Origin of the sequence: Mangrovimonas sp. CR14, assembly GCF_011764015.1 — a bacterium.
Taxonomy (GTDB): Bacteria; Bacteroidota; Bacteroidia; order Flavobacteriales; family Flavobacteriaceae; genus Mangrovimonas; species Mangrovimonas futianensis.
This window is the reverse complement of the sequence record NZ_JAAFZY010000002.1, coordinates 529,558-545,898: the sequence shown is the minus strand read 5'-3', so window position 1 is coordinate 545,898 and position 16,341 is coordinate 529,558. Positions and strand designations below refer to the sequence as shown.

The following is a 16,341-nucleotide window of genomic DNA, read 5'->3' as shown; positions in this document are numbered from 1 at the left end:
TTCTAACGTTCCTTTACAACAAAAAACAAATTCATGATTAAAACAGATATTTTAATAATTGGCGCTGGACCAACAGGGCTATTTACAGTTTTTGAAGCAGGTTTGTTGAAATTAAAATGTCACCTAATAGATGCCTTACCACAAGCAGGGGGGCAATGCTCGGAAATATATCCTAAAAAACCTATTTATGATATTCCTGCCTATCCAGAAATTTTAGCAGGTGATCTTACTGAAAAACTTTTGGAGCAAGGGAAGCAATTTGAACCTGGTTTCACATTGGGGGAAAGAGCCGAAACCATTGAAAAACTAGAAGATGGCAGCTTTATAGTGACAACCAATAAAGGAACTAAACATCAGGCTCCTGTAGTTGCTATTGCTGGAGGTTTGGGGAGTTTTGAACCCAGGAAACCTTTAATTCATAACATTTCAGACTTTGAAGATAAAGGTGTGGAGTATATGATTAAAGATCCAGAAGTTTATAGAGACAAGCGCGTTGTTATAGCTGGTGGAGGAGATTCAGCTTTGGACTGGAGTATTTTCCTAAGTGATGTAGCCAAGGAAGTCACATTGATCCATAGAAGAAATGAGTTCAGAGGAGCTTTGGATTCTGTTGAGAAAGTTCAAGATTTAAAAAATCAAGGTAAAATCAATTTGATTACGCCTGGTGAAGTGACTGGGATTTTAGGTGATCCTATGGATCATTTGAAAGGGGTGGTAGTGTCTCAAGCTGATCATATTGAAAAGGAATTTGAAATTGAGTGTGACCATTTTATCCCATTGTTTGGGTTGTCTCCAAAATTAGGGCCCATTGCAAATTGGGGGTTGGAGATTGAGAAGAATGCCATAGTGGTTAATAATGCTTTAGATTATCAAACCAATATTCCTGGTATTTTTGCCATTGGAGATGTGAATACCTATCCAGGGAAATTAAAGCTCATTTTATGTGGTTTTCATGAAGCCACATTGATGTGTCAAGCAGCATACCAAATCATTAACCCTGGAAAGCGATATGTTTTAAAATATACTACGGTTAGCGGTGTTGATGGGTTTGATGGAACGAGAAAAGAAGCCCCGAAAGCTGTAGTTAAAGCAATTAATTAATTCATGGAAGAACAAGATATAAAAATCACGATTATAGATAGAGATGGAGTAACCCATGAAGTGGATGCTCCTACAGATATGGCCATGAATTTAATGGAGGTGGTTCGCAGTTATGAATTGGCTCCAGAAGGAACTATTGGCGTTTGTGGTGGTATGGCCATGTGTGCCTCTTGCCAATGTTATGTTTTAAGTGATACCGAACTTCCGGAGATACAGGATGACGAAGAAGCCATGTTAAGTGAAGCTTTTTATGTCAAAGATAACAGTCGCTTGGGTTGTCAAATTCATATTACGCCTGAATTGGATGGTTTAAAAGTAGAACTGGCTCCGGAAAGCTAATTCCTCTCCTATGGAATTTTTTCTATAGCCAAAGGCATCAATCTATCCACAAACTGGGAGTATGCTTCTACTGACGGATGCAATCCATCAGAAGCTACCAAACTGGGATTTTCAAGTCCTAGCCTTGTTATGTCGGTAATATATAGGAAGGTGACATTGTTGGTTTCTGCAATCGATTGGGCAAAGTCATTGTACTGATCAATCTGTTGTGAAATCAATTCAAAGTCTGGATTGTTCTCACCATATGGAGTGTATGCATAGTCAGGGATAGAAATAACAATGACCCTATTGGGGTCTCCACCTGCAAAACTTTTAGCTAAATCTAATAGCTCTGGGAATTCTTCTTCATAAATGCTAAACGGCTTATGTTGGTATTGATTATTAACCCCTATTAAAAGAGTGACTAAATCATAATCATTAGAAGGGTTTTGAGCGCTAATAGCACCTAGTAAATTGGTGGTGGTCCAGCCCGTTTGGGCAATCACTTCTTTGTTATAATCACCACTAATTTCAGAATTTTCTAAACGACTAATAAGTTGGGCCGGAAAGTTACAGGTTCCACATACACTTTGTCCCACCGTGTAACTATCTCCAAGAAACAAGAGTTTATATTCTGGGGTGGTATTCGAATTATTTTCAGAAGTGGTTTCTTCAGAATAATCAACAGGACTATTCGAATTATTGGAAGAATTATTACCGGAAGAGCATCCGAATAGTAAAACGATAAAAATTAAAAAATGAGCTTTCATTGCGAACATATATTTCTACAATTTACGAAAAGAAAGCTCATTCAGTTTTATTATTTGAAGGCATTAAGCCCTGTGATATCCAAGCCAGTAATAAGCAGGTGAATATCATGGGTGCCTTCATAAGTAATCACACTTTCCAAATTCATGGAATGACGCATGATGGAATATTCTCCTGTGATTCCCATACCGCCTAACATTTGGCGTGCTTCTCTAGCAATATTAATGGCCATATCTACATTATTTCTTTTTGCCATGGATATTTGTGCTGTAGTGGCTTTCCCTTCATTTCTTAAAACGCCAAGTCTCCAAGTTAATAATTGAGCCTTGGTAATTTCGGTAATCATTTCGGCCAATTTCTTTTGTTGCAGCTGAAATTGCCCAATTGGTTTTCCGAATTGAGTTCTTTCTTTGCTATATCTCAAAGCGGTATCATAACAGTCCATGGCAGCTCCTATAGCTCCCCATGCAATTCCATATCTGGCAGAATCTAAACATCCAAGTGGCGCTCCTAACCCAGATTTTTTAGGTAATAAATTTTCTTTAGGAACCTTAACATTGTCAAATATCAACTCTCCGGTAGCCGAAGCTCGTAAAGACCATTTGTTATGGGTTTCAGGGGTAGAAAAACCTTCCATGCCACGTTCTACAATCAATCCGTGGATACGGCCTTCTTCATCCTTTGCCCAAACAACTGCGATATCCGCAAAGGGGGCGTTACTAATCCACATTTTGGCTCCATTCAATAAGTAATGATCGCCCATATCTTTGAAATTAGTCACCATGCCTCCTGGATTACTTCCATGATCTGGCTCAGTCAATCCAAAACAGCCCATCATTTCTCCAGAGGCTAGCTTTGGAAGGTATTTTTGGCACTGTTCCTCTGAACCGTATTTCCAAATAGGGTACATCACCAAACTTGATTGTACAGAAGCTGTACTTCTTACTCCAGAGTCGCCCCTTTCTATTTCTTGCATAATCAATCCGTAGGAAATTTGATCTAGACCTGCACCGCCGTATTCCTCAGGAATGTAAGGCCCAAAGGCTCCTATTTCAGCCAAACCATTAATGATTTGATTTGGAAATTCTGCATTTTGAGCGTATTCTTCTATAATGGGAGATACATTACGCTTTACCCATTCGCGGGCAGCATCACGTACTAATTTATGTTCTTCTGAAAGTAACTCGTCTAATTGATAGTAATCTGGAGCTTCAAATAAGTCTGGTTTCATGAGTTGTTTTTAGTTTGTCACAAAATTAACGAAATCGTTTTCAAAGGCATAATAAATTGCCTGGTTTTGACATAAATTACTGGTATAATTTTTTATTTGGTTTGCTGCCCATTTCAAAGGTTAAAACACCTCCTTGCATTATTTGGCTGTGTTTTATAATAGGTAGAGACAGTTCTTTTCCATTCCAAAGAACGCTTTGAACATATTTGTTTTTCTCTGAAAGTTTTTTCGATTCCACGCGAAAGGTCTTGCCATTTTCCAAGTGAAGTACCGCATCCTTTACCAGTGGGCTACCTAAAGCGTAGTCCTCACTGCCAGGAGCAACAGGGTAGAAACCAAGACTGCTAAAAATATACCAGGCGCTCATTTGACCAAAATCATCATTACCGCCTAGACCATCTACAGTTGGTTTATACATGGTTCTTAAGATCATTTTGATTTTATCATGGGACTTCCAAGGATCTTTTGTCCAGTTGTACAAATAGACCACATGATGTGATGGTTCGTTGCCATGAACATAATTCCCAATAATGCCATCTCTTGAAATGTCCTCGGTTTTCTCAAAGTACTTATCTGGTAATTCCATTGAGAACAATGAATCTAGATGTCGGGAGAATTGTTCTTTTCCACCCATCATGGTTACCATGTTTTCGGGATCATGAGGTACATACAGACTATAATTCCAAGAGTTTCCTTCAATAAAACCTTGGCCATGGGTATCCAATGGGTCAAACTCCTTTTTAAAGGTGCCGTTGGACAATTTAGGTCGCATAAACCCAGTTTTGGCATCAAATACGTTTTGATAGTTTTTGGAACGATTTATAAATTCTGAATATATAGTTTGTTCTCCTAAAGTTTTGGCGGCTTGAGCAATCGCCCAATCATCATAGGCATATTCTAGAGTCTTGGATACAGATGCTCCATTTTTGTCTTCTGGAACAAATCCTTTTTTGATGTAATAATCCAAACCGTCAAAATAGGGGACATTGGCTGTAGCAACACATGCTTGCAGCGCTTGATTGGTGTCAAAGTTAGAGTTTCCTTTGACAATGGCATCGGCAATCACCGAAGCGCTGTGATATCCAATCATACACCAGTTCTCATTGGCATAGTGCGACCAAATAGGAAGCATGTGATGCACACTTTGTTCTTGATGTGCCATCATGGATTGTATCATATCTCCATTTCTTTTGGGTTGGATCAAATTGAAAAAAGGATGGAGTGCTCGATAGGTGTCCCAAAGTGAAAAGCTCGTATAATTTGTGAAGCCGCTAGCTTTATGGGTGTTCATGTCCAGTCCCTTATAGTTTCCATCTACATCCATGTAAACGGTTGGCCCTAAAAAGGCATGATACATAGCCGTATAAAAATTGGTTTTGTCACTATCATTTAATGAAGTGATTTCTATTTTTTGAAGTTCCTTTTCCCAATTACCCTGAACCTTCTTTTTGGTGCCTTCAAAATCCCAATTTGGAATTTCAGTTTGCATGTTTTTTATAGCACCTTCTGTACTTACGGGTGAAAGGGCTACTTTGATTTGAATGGATTCTTGATCTTTAGTGTCAAAATCGAAATAGGCTTTTATTTGTTTGCCTGCTATTTCTGGAAACTGATGCATCTGGTCAAACTTTCTCCAAAAGCCTTGATAGGTGCTTTTCTCCAGTTTCTGATAGCCATAATTTTTATAAGGTTTGCTAAAAGCCATGGCAAAATATACCGTTCGGGTTCTCGCCCATCCATTGGTTTGTCGATATCCTGTTATAAGGGTGTCGTTTTCAACTCGAAGGAACGTCCAAACATTTTTATCTTCATAATTATAGATGCCCGAAGTTAAGTCTAGGATAATGTGTGCATCTTCCGACTTTGGGAAAGTATATTGATGCATGCCCGTTCTGGTGGTTGCTGTTAGTTCTGCTTTTATGTTGTGATCTTCCAGTAGGACACTGTAGTAACCAGGTTGTGCAATTTCGGTGTCATGGGAGAAAACAGACCGATAACCATTCTCAGGGTGCTCCTCTGTTCCTGAATTTAGTTGAAGTTTTCCAGTAGTAGGCATAATGAGAAGATCACCTAAATCAGAATGGCCGGTGCCACTAAAATGCGTATGGCTAAAACCAACGATTGTTGTATCCTCATATTGATAACCCGCGCAATATTTATAAACGTCAGGATTGTATCTGCCATTGACAGCAAAGGGGATGGTGTCGGTGTCTGGACTTAATTGAACGCTACCAAAAGGGGATGACGCGCCAGGATAGGTATGCCCCATTTTGGCTGTTCCAATCATTGGGTTTGCAAATTGTATGAGTTTGTTTTGCTGAGAAAATATGTTAAACGGGAGAAATAGTAGTGTAGTTATACAAATACTATATAATGAGAGTTTATTCATAATTATTTTTGATTTGATAATGAATATGGAACGTCATTTGGTGTTGTGCCTCTTTCTTTATTAGGTTGAGGTCCCATTTTAATTTCAATAGTGGCGGCTTTCATCAGTTCTGAATGTGATAACCAATTTTTAGTGTATGGCTTACCATTAAATGTCATGCTTTGAATGTATCGGTTTGCAGAGTTGTTTTCTTTGGCTTCTATAGTTATAGTGTTTCCATTTTCGAGACTAATCTCAGCTTTTTTAAATAGAGGAGCGCCTAAAATATATTGGTCTGTAGCTGGACAAACTGGGTAAAATCCAAGGGAAGAAAACACATACCATGCTGATGTTTGTCCATTGTCTTCATCACCACAATAACCATCTGGGGTAGGAAGATAGAGCCTGTTCATGGTTTCTCTTATCCAATATTGAGCTTTCCAAGGTGTTCCAGCATAATTATAGAGGTAAATCATATGCTGTATGGGTTGGTTTCCATGGGCATATTGCCCCATATTAGCAATTTGCATTTCCCTTATTTCATGGATGGTTCCACCGTAATAGGAATCATCAAAAATAGGTTTCATGGTAAAGACACTATCCAGTTTTTGGACAAATTTCTCTTTGCCTCCCATGAGCCCAATTAAACCTTCAATATCATGAAAAACAGACCAGGTGTAGTGCCAGCTGTTACCTTCAGTAAAAGCATCTCCCCATTTAAAAGGATTAAAGGGAGCCATAAATTGGCCATTTTTATTTTTCCCTCTCATCAAACCCGTTTTAGGATCATACAGATTTTTGTAGTTAAGACTTCTCTTTTTGTAAACTTCAATTTCTTCCTTGGGCTTATTGAGTGCCTTGGCAAGTTGGTATATGGCAAAATCGTCATAAGCATATTCTAAGGTCCTTGCTGCATTTTCATTTATGCCGATATCATATGGAACATATCCAAGCGATTTGTATGCTTCAGCTCCCGCTCTTCCAACGGCTTCCATAGGTCCCTCATTATTGGCACCATGAATTACTGCTTCATATAAGGTTTCAATGTCATAGGGAAATTGCTCTTTGTTTTTAAGATAGGCATCAGCTACTACCGAAGCTGAATTGTTTCCAACCATAATATTTCTTAGACCCGGACTAGCCCATTCTGGTAACCATCCACTTTCTTTATAGGCGTTGGCCAATCCCTCTTGCATGTGTACATTGAGTTGTGGGTACATAAAATTAAGGAATGGAAATAGAGACCGGAACGTGTCCCAAAAGCCGGTGTCCGTGAACATATACCCTGGAAGAATTTCACCATTGTAAGGACTGTAATGAACTATGTTTCCTGTCGCATCCATTTCGTAGAACTTTCTCGGGAATAGTAAGGTGCGATAGAGACAAGAGTAAAATGTTCTAGTTTGTTCGACAGTACCTCCCGTAACTTTAATTCGGTTCAACTCTTTATTCCAACTGGTTTTGCCCTTTTCCTTTAAAGTATCAAAATTGTTTGGTCCAATCTCCTTCAGATTTTGGAAGGCCTGTTCCTTACTGATAAACGAGGAAGCTATCTTGGCGTGAACCTGTTCTCCTTTCTCGGTTTTAAACCCAATAACAGCGCCAACATGGTCATCTGTATTTTCCAAAGAATTCATAAGTGTTTCACCAGAGAAGGTCTGGTTGAAGGTGAAAGGTTTGTCAAATTCAATCACAAAATAATTTTTAAAATTCTCGGGGACACCACCGCTATTCTTGGTGGTATATCCAGTGATTCTTTTGTGATCTGGATCTATTTTTATGTAAGAGCCTTTGTCAAAGGCATCAATAACAACAAATGAGCTATCTGTTTTTGGAAATGTAAAACGAAACATGACAGCTCTCTCTGTAGGAGTAAATTCCGTCGTCACATCATGATCTGCCAAATAAACCTGATAGTAATATGGGGTTGCTTTTTCTGCTTTATGTGAGAACCAGCTAGCTCGTTCGTTTTCCGTGAATCGCAAACTTCCGGTAATAGGCATGATAGAAAATTGCCCATAATCATTCATCCAAGGGGAGGGTTGGTGTGTTTGCTTAAAGCCCCTTATTTTGTCCGCATCATAAGTGTAGGCCCAACCGTGGCCCATTGGTCCGGTTTGAGGTGTCCAAAAATTCATTCCCCAGGGTAAGGCGATAACTGGATAAGTATTACCATTGGAGAGGCTCGGTTTGGAATCTGTTCCCATTAAAGGGTTCACATAATCTACAGGACTATTGATTTGGTTAACAAGTGCCTCCTGTGAATGGGATATCCAGCAGAAAAGGATAAGGAGAGCAAAAAGGGCGTGTTTCATAATAGGAAGAAGAAATCTTTAAAGCCTTAAATATACCTATTATATATGTTTTAAGCCCTTGCTACATTTTTAAATAAAAGTCTTTTACTAATTCCTTATAAGCATCTGTATATTGATGTCTTTCGGTTTCTATGATTAATTCCGAAAATTCAGGATCCTTTTGTTCAAAGCTAAATGCTAGTAGGCTTCGTTTGATTTCTGATGTGCCTGTTCCTTTGACTCGCATGATTTCAAAAGGGAACAATTCAAATTGACTGGCCAATTGGATAAAAGTTGTCTCTTCCTTGTTTGGGATAACCACATTGAAAATTCCGTTCTCTGAAAGAATAAGGGAGGTTCCTTCTATTAAATCTTCAAAAGGTAAGGATGAGGACATTCTTGCTTGATCTCTTTTTGAATTTCCAGAAGAAACTTGTTCGGTATAAAAAGGGGGGTTGGACACAATGATGTCATAGGTTTCTTCTTCCTCAAACATCTCGGCAACAAATTCTGTGAATTCGGCATGATAACAAAATAAGCGGTCGTCCCAAGGAGAGTTTTCAAAATTCTCTACAGATTGCTCGTATGCATCGGGATCAATTTCTAGGGCATCAATTGCGGGAGCGTCGCTTCTTTGGGCAAGCATAAGGGAAATAACTCCCGTTCCCGCTCCAATGTCTAGGATATTTCGTGGATGATTATCAATTTTAGACCAGGCTCCAAGTAGAACGCCATCGGTGCCAATTTTCATGGCACATTGGTCCTGATTTATGGAAAACTGTTTGAATTGGAAGGGTTTCATGATAGGTAAAGGTCAATTAAACCTTCGGGAGTTTCAACAAAAATAGTTCTATTTTCTTTATCAATTTTTGTGATAAATTCATCATTCATCGGAATTAAAATCTCGGTTCCGTCTCGGTCTATTTCAAAAAGAGCTTGAGCCGTCGAATCATTCACGCCTTTAATAACGCCAACTTTTCCGAAGTTAATATCCTCGATATCAAAACCTATAATTTCATGGTAATAGAATTTATCATCTTCCAGTTTTGGCAGAAAAGCTAATGGCAGGTAAATATCATGTTTTAAAAGGGCGTCGGCATCGGCTTCGTTTTCAACATCCTCAAATTTGATTCTCAATAATTCCGATTTGTGGAATTGGGAGGACTCAATAAAAAAGGGAATCAGCTGGCCTCTTAATTCGATAAAAACAGAATCTAAATTTTCATAGAGTTCTGGTTCATCGGTATCTAATTTGGCGAGTAATTCACCCTTGAAACTGTATTTTTTTACAATTTTACCTAAGTAGAAACATTCTTCCTTTTTCATAGTCTTGGCAATAAAAAACCCCGACAAAACTTGTCGGGGTTAAAAGTATAAAAAATAAATTTTTTATTCCTCTTCGTTAGAAGCTTCAGCTTCTACTTCAGGAGCTTCTTCTGCTACTTCTTCTTCAGGAGTATTAGCAGCGATTCTAGCAGCATTTACTGCTTTTTCAGCTTCTAAGGCAGCAGCCTTGGCATCAGCATCAGCTTGGGCTAAACCATCAGCTTTTGCTTGTACTTTGTTTGCTTTTTCATCTAACCAAGCAGTGAACTTTTGTTCAGCTTGTTCTTCAGTTAAAGCTCCTTTTTTAACACCTCCAGCTAAGTGGTTTTTCAATAAAGCACCTTTGTAAGATAAAATAGCTCTCGCTGTATCTGTAGGTTGCGCTCCATTTTGTAACCATTTTACAGCACCATCAACGTCAAGGTCAATTGTTGCAGGGTTAGTGTTTGGATTGTAAGCACCAATTTTTTCAAGGTATTTACCATCTCTTTTAGCACGCGAATCAGCGGCTACGATCCAGTAAAAAGGTTTCCCCTTTTTACCATGTCTTTGTAATCTAATTTTTACAGGCATAATAATTAAATTTTGAGGTTCGCGACCTCGGTTATTAATGAGGGTGCAAATATACCACAATTTTTTAATTTTCAACTTTTTATTTCTCTGCGATATGAATTAATTATTTTATTCTATTTTTGGGCATATTTGTACCCTTACTATTAAAATCGACTATGAAAAAAATTTATGTATTACTGTTGGCAGTCCTTTCTTTGGTAGGCTGTCAAGATGAAGTAGAATTCAATTCGCCTGCTGTTCAAGGAAGATTTAATGGAGACTATTGGAAAGCTGTTTCCATGTCTGGAGATTATGATGAAGCTGGTCGTGTTGTGATTACTGCAAGAAGTAGATATGAAACCTTAACCATTAGAGTGAATGCCCCAAGCCAAGGACAAACTTACCAATTAGGGGGTGAGTCTGGTACAAACTCTCGTATGGCGGCATTAGAATTATCTAATGGAGACTTATATTCAACCAACTATCTAAACGATGGTGAGAACTTTATGTATCCTCCAGATGGGGAAGTGACCATTACAAGATGGAATCCAGATTTACGTGAAATTTCTGGGGAATTTTGGTTTAATGCTTACAATGAAACTGGAGATGAAACAGTTAATTTCAGTGAAGGGGTGTTTTTTGATATAGTTATGCCTTATGTAGGTGGAGGAGATGATATTATGTCTTGTGATGAGGCAGTTTCTGCAGCAGCTACTGCGCTTCAGACTTATCAAGCAGCAAGTCCAACAGATGCTAATTATGTTGTAGTATGTAACAATTATAAGGAAGCTTTAATGGATCAGCAAGTTGCTTGTGGTGATGCAACTGGGGTTTTGCAAGGAATTATAGATGGGTTGAATTGTGAGGCTTCTGACCAAGATGGAGATGGTATTGCAGATGTTGATGAGGATACCAATGGTGATGGTGATTTGACAAATGACGATACAGATGGTGACGGTACACCAGATTATTTAGATACAGATGATGATGGGGATTCCATTTTAACCATGTATGAAATAGAAGATGCTTTAGGCAATCCTTTAGATTCTGATTCGGATGGTATTTTGGATTATTTGGATAATGATGATGACAATGATACGATATTGACTATCGATGAAAATCCAGATCCAAACGGCGATGGAAACCCAGATGATGCTCAAGATGCAGACAGTGATGGTATTCCAGATTATTTGGATGCCAACTAATAATATCTTAAAATACTTTAACAGAAACGCAGCTTTAGGGCTGCGTTTTTTGTTAATTAAACATAACAAATTGGTAAAGTTGTTAAACTAGTTGCTTTCACAGCCATTACATGGTATCTTGATTTAGAGATGTTGAACAATGCACATCTTTAAAAAAGGTCATTGAAAAACTTAAAAATCAAAATATCATGGAATTTGCAAAAGATATGTCGAATAAGTTGAATGAGTTACTAGAAAAGAATTATGACGCCGAGAAAGGTTATTTAAATGCCATGGAACAAGTGGAAAATGATCGTTTAAAAATGTTTTTTAAACGTCGAGCATCTGAAAGAAGCATGTTTGCTAAGGAATTAAGGACTGAAATTCTTCAATACGGTGAGACGCCAGAAAAATCAGGTACGTTTCAAGGGGCATTGCATAGAAATTGGATGAATTTGAAAAATACGTTTTCTCAGAATAGTGAGGAGGCTGTTTTGGAAGAAGCTATCAGAGGAGAAGAAGCCAGTCTGGAAGAATATAATGCTATTTTAAAAGACAAGAACTTGCCGCCAAGTATAGATGCCTTACTAAATAAACATAAGAATGCCATTCAATCGGCCATCAATACCGAAAAGGTGCATGAAGAAAGTATTTCTTAATTTATTGAAACAAAATAACAAAAAAGCGTCGCTGTTTATGCGGCGCTTTTTTGTTTAAAACTATTGAAAAGTTCTTTGATTTTTTCCGACAAAACTCTTTATTTTTAATCACTTTTCTTATTCCAAATTTAAGAGTCACTTTAAAAAAATCGATTGTTCTATGTACCTCATTTTTGATACAGAAACCACAGGTTTACCAAGAAGTTTTCAAGCGCCAATAAGCGATACAGATAATTGGCCTAGGGCTATCCAGATAGCTTGGCAACTTCATGATGCCATGGGGAATGTCATAGAGCATGAAGATTTTTTGATACAGCCAGAGGGGTTTAATATTCCTTATGATGCGGAAAAAGTCCACGGAATTTCAACAGCATTGGCTGAAGAACAAGGTGTGCCTTTGACTGAAGTATTACATAAATTTCATGCCGTACTGCAGAAAGCCAAATTTGTGGTTGGGCAGAATGTGGAGTTTGATGTCAAGGTGATGGGATGTGAATTTTTTCGTGAGGATTTTGAAAATCAATTACAGGAACTACCTATTTTAGATACCTGTACAGAGAAAACGGCAGAGCTGTGTCAAATCCCTGGAGGACGTGGAGGGAGATTTAAACTGCCTACCTTGACGGAACTTCATGAGTTTTTATTCAACGAGCCCTTTGCTGAGGCCCACAACGCCACTGCCGACGTTGAGGCTACAACAAGATGTTTCTTTGAGTTGGTAAGAAGAGAGGAATTTGACAAAAAAGAATTGGATGTAGAATCTGATTATTTTGAGAATTTTTCACAAGCTAACCCTAGGGAAATTCAACTCATAGGTTTAAAGCACATCAATTTAAAAAAGGAGAGTGCCAAAATCTATGAGCGATTAAAAAAGCAGGAAGATTCGATATCGTCGGCTGAAATCAAACAAAACATTCAGGAGCTGGCCGATGTTGATTTTGTGCATTTGCATAACCACTCACAATTCTCCATTTTACAATCGACGATTAGCATTCCAGATTTGGTGGCCTCTGCCGCCAAACATAATATGCCTGCTGTAGCCTTGACAGATCATGCTAATATGATGGGAGCCTTTCATTTTGTGAAGGAAATTGGGAATTACAATCGATCGATAAAGGATAAAATTGAAGCCGCAGAAGCAAATGGAGAACAAGCTGATGTTAAGCCTATTAAGGGGATTGTAGGATGTGAATTCTTTGTTTGTGAAGATCATACCAATAAAAATGTCAAGGACAATGGATATCAAATTGTTCTTTTGGCAAAAAATAAAAGGGGCTATCACAATTTGGCAAAACTTTCTTCTATAGCATATACAGAGGGGTTTTATTATGTGCCCAGAATCGATAAAAACTTAATAGAAAAGTACAAGGAAGATGTTATTGTGCTTACAGGAAACTTATATGGAGAGGTGCCTAGTAAGGTACTTAATGTAGGTGAAAAGCAAGCTGAAGAGGCTTTGGTATGGTGGAAGGAAACCTTTGGTGACGACTTGTACATTGAGTTAATGCGTCACAATCAAGAGGATGAAAATAGGGTAAACAAAGTTTTGGTTGAGTTTGCTCAAAAACATGAGGTGAAACTGGTGGCTTCAAATAATACCTATTATGCAGAACAGGAGGATGCCAATGCCCATGATATTTTGTTGTGTGTTAAGGATGGGGAGAAGCAGGCCACACCTATTGGGCGTGGACGAGGATACCGTTATGGCTTACCTAATCAGGAGTATTACTTTAAGTCTTCTGATGAAATGAAAGAGCTCTTTAAGGATTTGCCTGAGGCCATTACCAATATTCAAGAAATTGTAGATAAAATTGAGCCTTTTGAATTGGCTCGGGACGTCTTGCTTCCGAAGTTTAATATTCCTGAGGAGTTTCAAGTAGAGGAAGATCAGGTTGATGGAGGAAAGCGAGGTGAGAATAAATTCTTAAGGCATCTTACTTATGAGGGAGCTAAAAGGCGTTATGAAGAGATTACCGAATCCATCCAAGAACGACTTGACTTTGAATTGTCCGTTATTGAGAATACAGGATACCCAGGTTATTTCTTGATTGTTGAGGACTTTATTCGTGAGGCCAGAAATATGGGGGTTTCGGTAGGCCCCGGACGTGGTTCTGCTGCAGGTTCGGCGGTGGCTTATTGTCTTGGGATTACCAATATTGATCCTATCAAGTACGACTTACTTTTTGAGAGATTCTTGAATCCAGACCGTGTCAGTATGCCCGATATTGATATTGACTTTGATGATGAAGGTCGGGGACGTGTTATGGATTATGTAATCAATAAATATGGGGCGAACCAGGTGGCACAGATTATTACTTATGGTACCATGGCTGCCAAATCATCTATTCGAGATACAGCGAGGGTTTTGGATTTGCCATTATTTGATGCCGATAGAATTGCCAAGTTGATTCCGAATACCAAATTGGCCAAGATATTTGGTATGGATGAAAAGACTTTGAAAAGCAAATTTCGTTCAGAAGAGGTGGAAAACATCAATCAGTTATTGAATATAGCTGACGGAAGTGATTTGGAGGCTGAAACGGTAAACCAAGCAAGGGTTTTGGAAGGGTCTGTAAGAAATACTGGTATCCATGCCTGTGGGGTGATTATTACCCCTGATGATATTACCAATTTTGTTCCGGTTTCTACAGCTAAGGATTCTGATTTATACGTCACCCAATTTGACAACTCGGTAGTAGAAAGTGCTGGGTTGTTAAAAATGGACTTCTTGGGTTTGAAGACCCTTACATTGATAAAGGACACGGTCAAAATCGTCAAAGCCAAACATGGTATTGAATTGGACCCAGAGAATTTTCCTCTAGACGATCAAAAGACCTATGAGTTGTTCCAACGTGGTGAAACAGTTGGGGTGTTCCAATACGAATCTCCTGGGATGCAAAAACACATGCAGTCCTTAAAGCCCACTGTGTTTGATGACCTTATTGCAATGAATGCCCTGTACCGTCCGGGGCCAATGGAATACATTCCAGACTTTATTGCGCGTAAACATGGAGACCAGGAAATTGTTTACGATTTACCTGCCATGGAGGAATATCTAAAGGAAACCTATGGGATTACGGTATATCAAGAGCAGGTAATGTTACTCTCGCAGAAATTGGCCAACTTCTCCAAGGGTGATGCCGATATGCTCCGTAAGGCGATGGGTAAAAAGATATTTGCTTTATTGGAGAAACTGAAGCCTCAGTTTTTGGATGGCGGAGAGGCTAACGGACATCCGAGAGAGGTGCTGGAGAAAATTTGGAAGGATTGGGAAGCTTTTGCCAGTTATGCATTTAACAAATCGCACTCTACTTGTTATGCTTGGATTGCTTATCAAACAGCCTATTTAAAAGCTCATTACCCAGCCGAATATATGGCGGCGGTACTTTCAAACAACATGAATGACATCAAGCAGGTGACCTTTTTCATGGAAGAGTGTAAGCGTATGAAATTAAACGTGTTGGGGCCTGATGTAAATGAATCGTTCTATAAGTTTTCTGTAAACAAAGATAACGCCGTTAGGTTTGGAATGGGAGCTATTAAGGGTGTAGGTCATGGTGCTGTTAAGACCATTGTGGAGAATAGAAAGGAGAATGGGCCCTATAAATCCATCTTTGATTTGGCAAAACGTATAGACTTAAGGGCAGCCAATAAGCGTGCATTCGAGAACTTGGCCTATGCTGGGGGGTTTGATTGTTTTGACGATACGCACAGAGCCCAGTACTTTAAAGACGAAGGTGATGGCATTACCTTTTTGGAAAAGGCCATGAAGTATGGCGCTAAACATCAAGAGAACGAGAATTCTGCACAGGTAAGTTTGTTTGGGGATGCTAGTGAAGTGCAAATTGAGGAGCCTAAAGTGCCGCCTTGTGAAGAGTGGGGTACTATGGAAAAGTTGGCGCAAGAAAAGGAGGTAGTGGGTATTTATATTTCTGGACATCCATTAGATGATTTCAAAATAGAGATGAAAACCTTTTGCAATGCTGTGGTGTCCAATTTTAAAAACTTAGAGCCATTTGTCAATCGTGAAATGGTTTTTGGAGGCGTAGTTACCGATATCCAACACCGTACCAGTAAACAAGGAAAAGGATGGGCCTTGTTTATCATTGAGGATTATGACGATAGTTTTGAGTTTCGGATTTTTGGTGAAGAATATCTAAAATTTAGGCACTTTTTGGTTAAAAATTCCTTTGTGTTTGTGAAAGCCTTTGTAAGAGAAGGTTGGGTCAATAAGAATACAGGTGTTAAAGGTGAGCCTCGATTGCAATTCAATAGTTTTCAATTATTGCATGATGTGATGGATACCTATGCCAGAAAATTATCTGTGCAATTGAATATTTTGGACTTAAAGGATGATCGTATTAAAACCTTACAGAATTTGTTCAAAGAGCATGAAGGTGACAAGGCGTTGACTTTTATCATTTATGATAATGAGGACCAATTAAAATTAACGATGCCAAGTAGAAGACAGAAGGTGAAAATTTCCCAAGAATTGTTAAATCAGTTGACGGAACAAGAGTTATTTTATAAATTGAATTGA

The 16,341-nt window shown here is 38.6% G+C and carries 12 protein-coding genes; 5 read left to right on the top strand and 7 right to left on the bottom strand.

Going from position 1 to position 16,341, the window contains the following annotated elements:
* Positions 1-33 precede the first annotated feature (33 nt).
* Both GZ212_RS05590 and GZ212_RS05585 read left to right on the top strand, forming a co-directional pair.
* Positions 34-1,101: an NAD(P)/FAD-dependent oxidoreductase gene (locus GZ212_RS05590; protein WP_166958008.1), complete on the top strand. Its 1,068-nt coding sequence runs from the start codon at positions 34-36 to the stop codon at positions 1,099-1,101.
* 3 nt (positions 1,102-1,104) lie between these two features.
* On the top strand, positions 1,105-1,440 hold the full coding sequence (locus GZ212_RS05585) for a 2Fe-2S iron-sulfur cluster-binding protein (RefSeq protein ID WP_166958006.1): 336 nt from the start codon (positions 1,105-1,107) through the stop codon (positions 1,438-1,440).
* 8 nt (positions 1,441-1,448) lie between these two features.
* On the opposite strand, the gene GZ212_RS05580 is transcribed toward GZ212_RS05585, so the two are convergent.
* The 7 genes from GZ212_RS05580 to GZ212_RS05550 form a co-directional block, all read right to left on the bottom strand.
* Positions 1,449-2,189, bottom strand: a complete 741-nt coding sequence (locus GZ212_RS05580) for an SGNH/GDSL hydrolase family protein (protein WP_166958004.1) — start codon at positions 2,187-2,189, stop codon at positions 1,449-1,451.
* A 50-nt stretch (positions 2,190-2,239) separates the two neighbouring features.
* Complete coding sequence (locus GZ212_RS05575) at positions 2,240-3,418, bottom strand: acyl-CoA dehydrogenase family protein (RefSeq protein ID WP_166958002.1); 1,179 nt, start codon at positions 3,416-3,418, stop codon at positions 2,240-2,242.
* A gap of 76 nt (positions 3,419-3,494) precedes the next feature.
* Entirely contained in the window at positions 3,495-5,807 is a 2,313-nt protein-coding gene (locus GZ212_RS05570) for a GH92 family glycosyl hydrolase (RefSeq protein WP_166958001.1), read from the bottom strand.
* 2 nt (positions 5,808-5,809) lie between these two features.
* A complete protein-coding gene (locus GZ212_RS05565) occupies positions 5,810-8,101 on the bottom strand; it encodes a GH92 family glycosyl hydrolase (RefSeq protein ID WP_166957999.1) in 2,292 nt (763 codons plus the stop codon).
* Positions 8,102-8,162: 61 nt separating this feature from the next.
* Positions 8,163-8,882 carry a tRNA1(Val) (adenine(37)-N6)-methyltransferase gene (locus GZ212_RS05560; RefSeq protein ID WP_166957997.1) on the bottom strand — a complete coding sequence of 240 codons (720 nt, stop codon included), beginning with the start codon at positions 8,880-8,882 and terminating at the stop codon, positions 8,163-8,165.
* Entirely contained in the window at positions 8,879-9,406 is a 528-nt protein-coding gene (rimM, locus tag GZ212_RS05555) for a ribosome maturation factor RimM (protein WP_166957995.1), read from the bottom strand. The genes GZ212_RS05560 and rimM overlap by 4 nt, the downstream gene beginning before the upstream one ends.
* 63 nt (positions 9,407-9,469) lie before the next feature.
* Complete coding sequence (locus GZ212_RS05550) at positions 9,470-9,979, bottom strand: 30S ribosomal protein S16 (protein ID WP_053971126.1); 510 nt, start codon at positions 9,977-9,979, stop codon at positions 9,470-9,472.
* Positions 9,980-10,134: 155 nt separating this feature from the next.
* Here GZ212_RS05550 and GZ212_RS05545 point away from each other — a divergent pair, with 155 nt between their 5' ends.
* From GZ212_RS05545 to dnaE, 3 genes are all read left to right on the top strand, one after another.
* On the top strand, positions 10,135-11,163 hold the full coding sequence (locus GZ212_RS05545; RefSeq protein ID WP_166957993.1) for a DUF6252 family protein: 1,029 nt from the start codon (positions 10,135-10,137) through the stop codon (positions 11,161-11,163).
* A 188-nt stretch (positions 11,164-11,351) separates the two neighbouring features.
* Positions 11,352-11,801, top strand: coding sequence for a PA2169 family four-helix-bundle protein (locus GZ212_RS05540; RefSeq protein ID WP_166957991.1), 450 nt, complete (start codon positions 11,352-11,354; stop codon positions 11,799-11,801).
* Positions 11,802-11,961: 160 nt separating this feature from the next.
* Positions 11,962-16,341, top strand: coding sequence for a DNA polymerase III subunit alpha (dnaE, locus tag GZ212_RS05535; protein ID WP_166957989.1), 4,380 nt, complete (start codon positions 11,962-11,964; stop codon positions 16,339-16,341).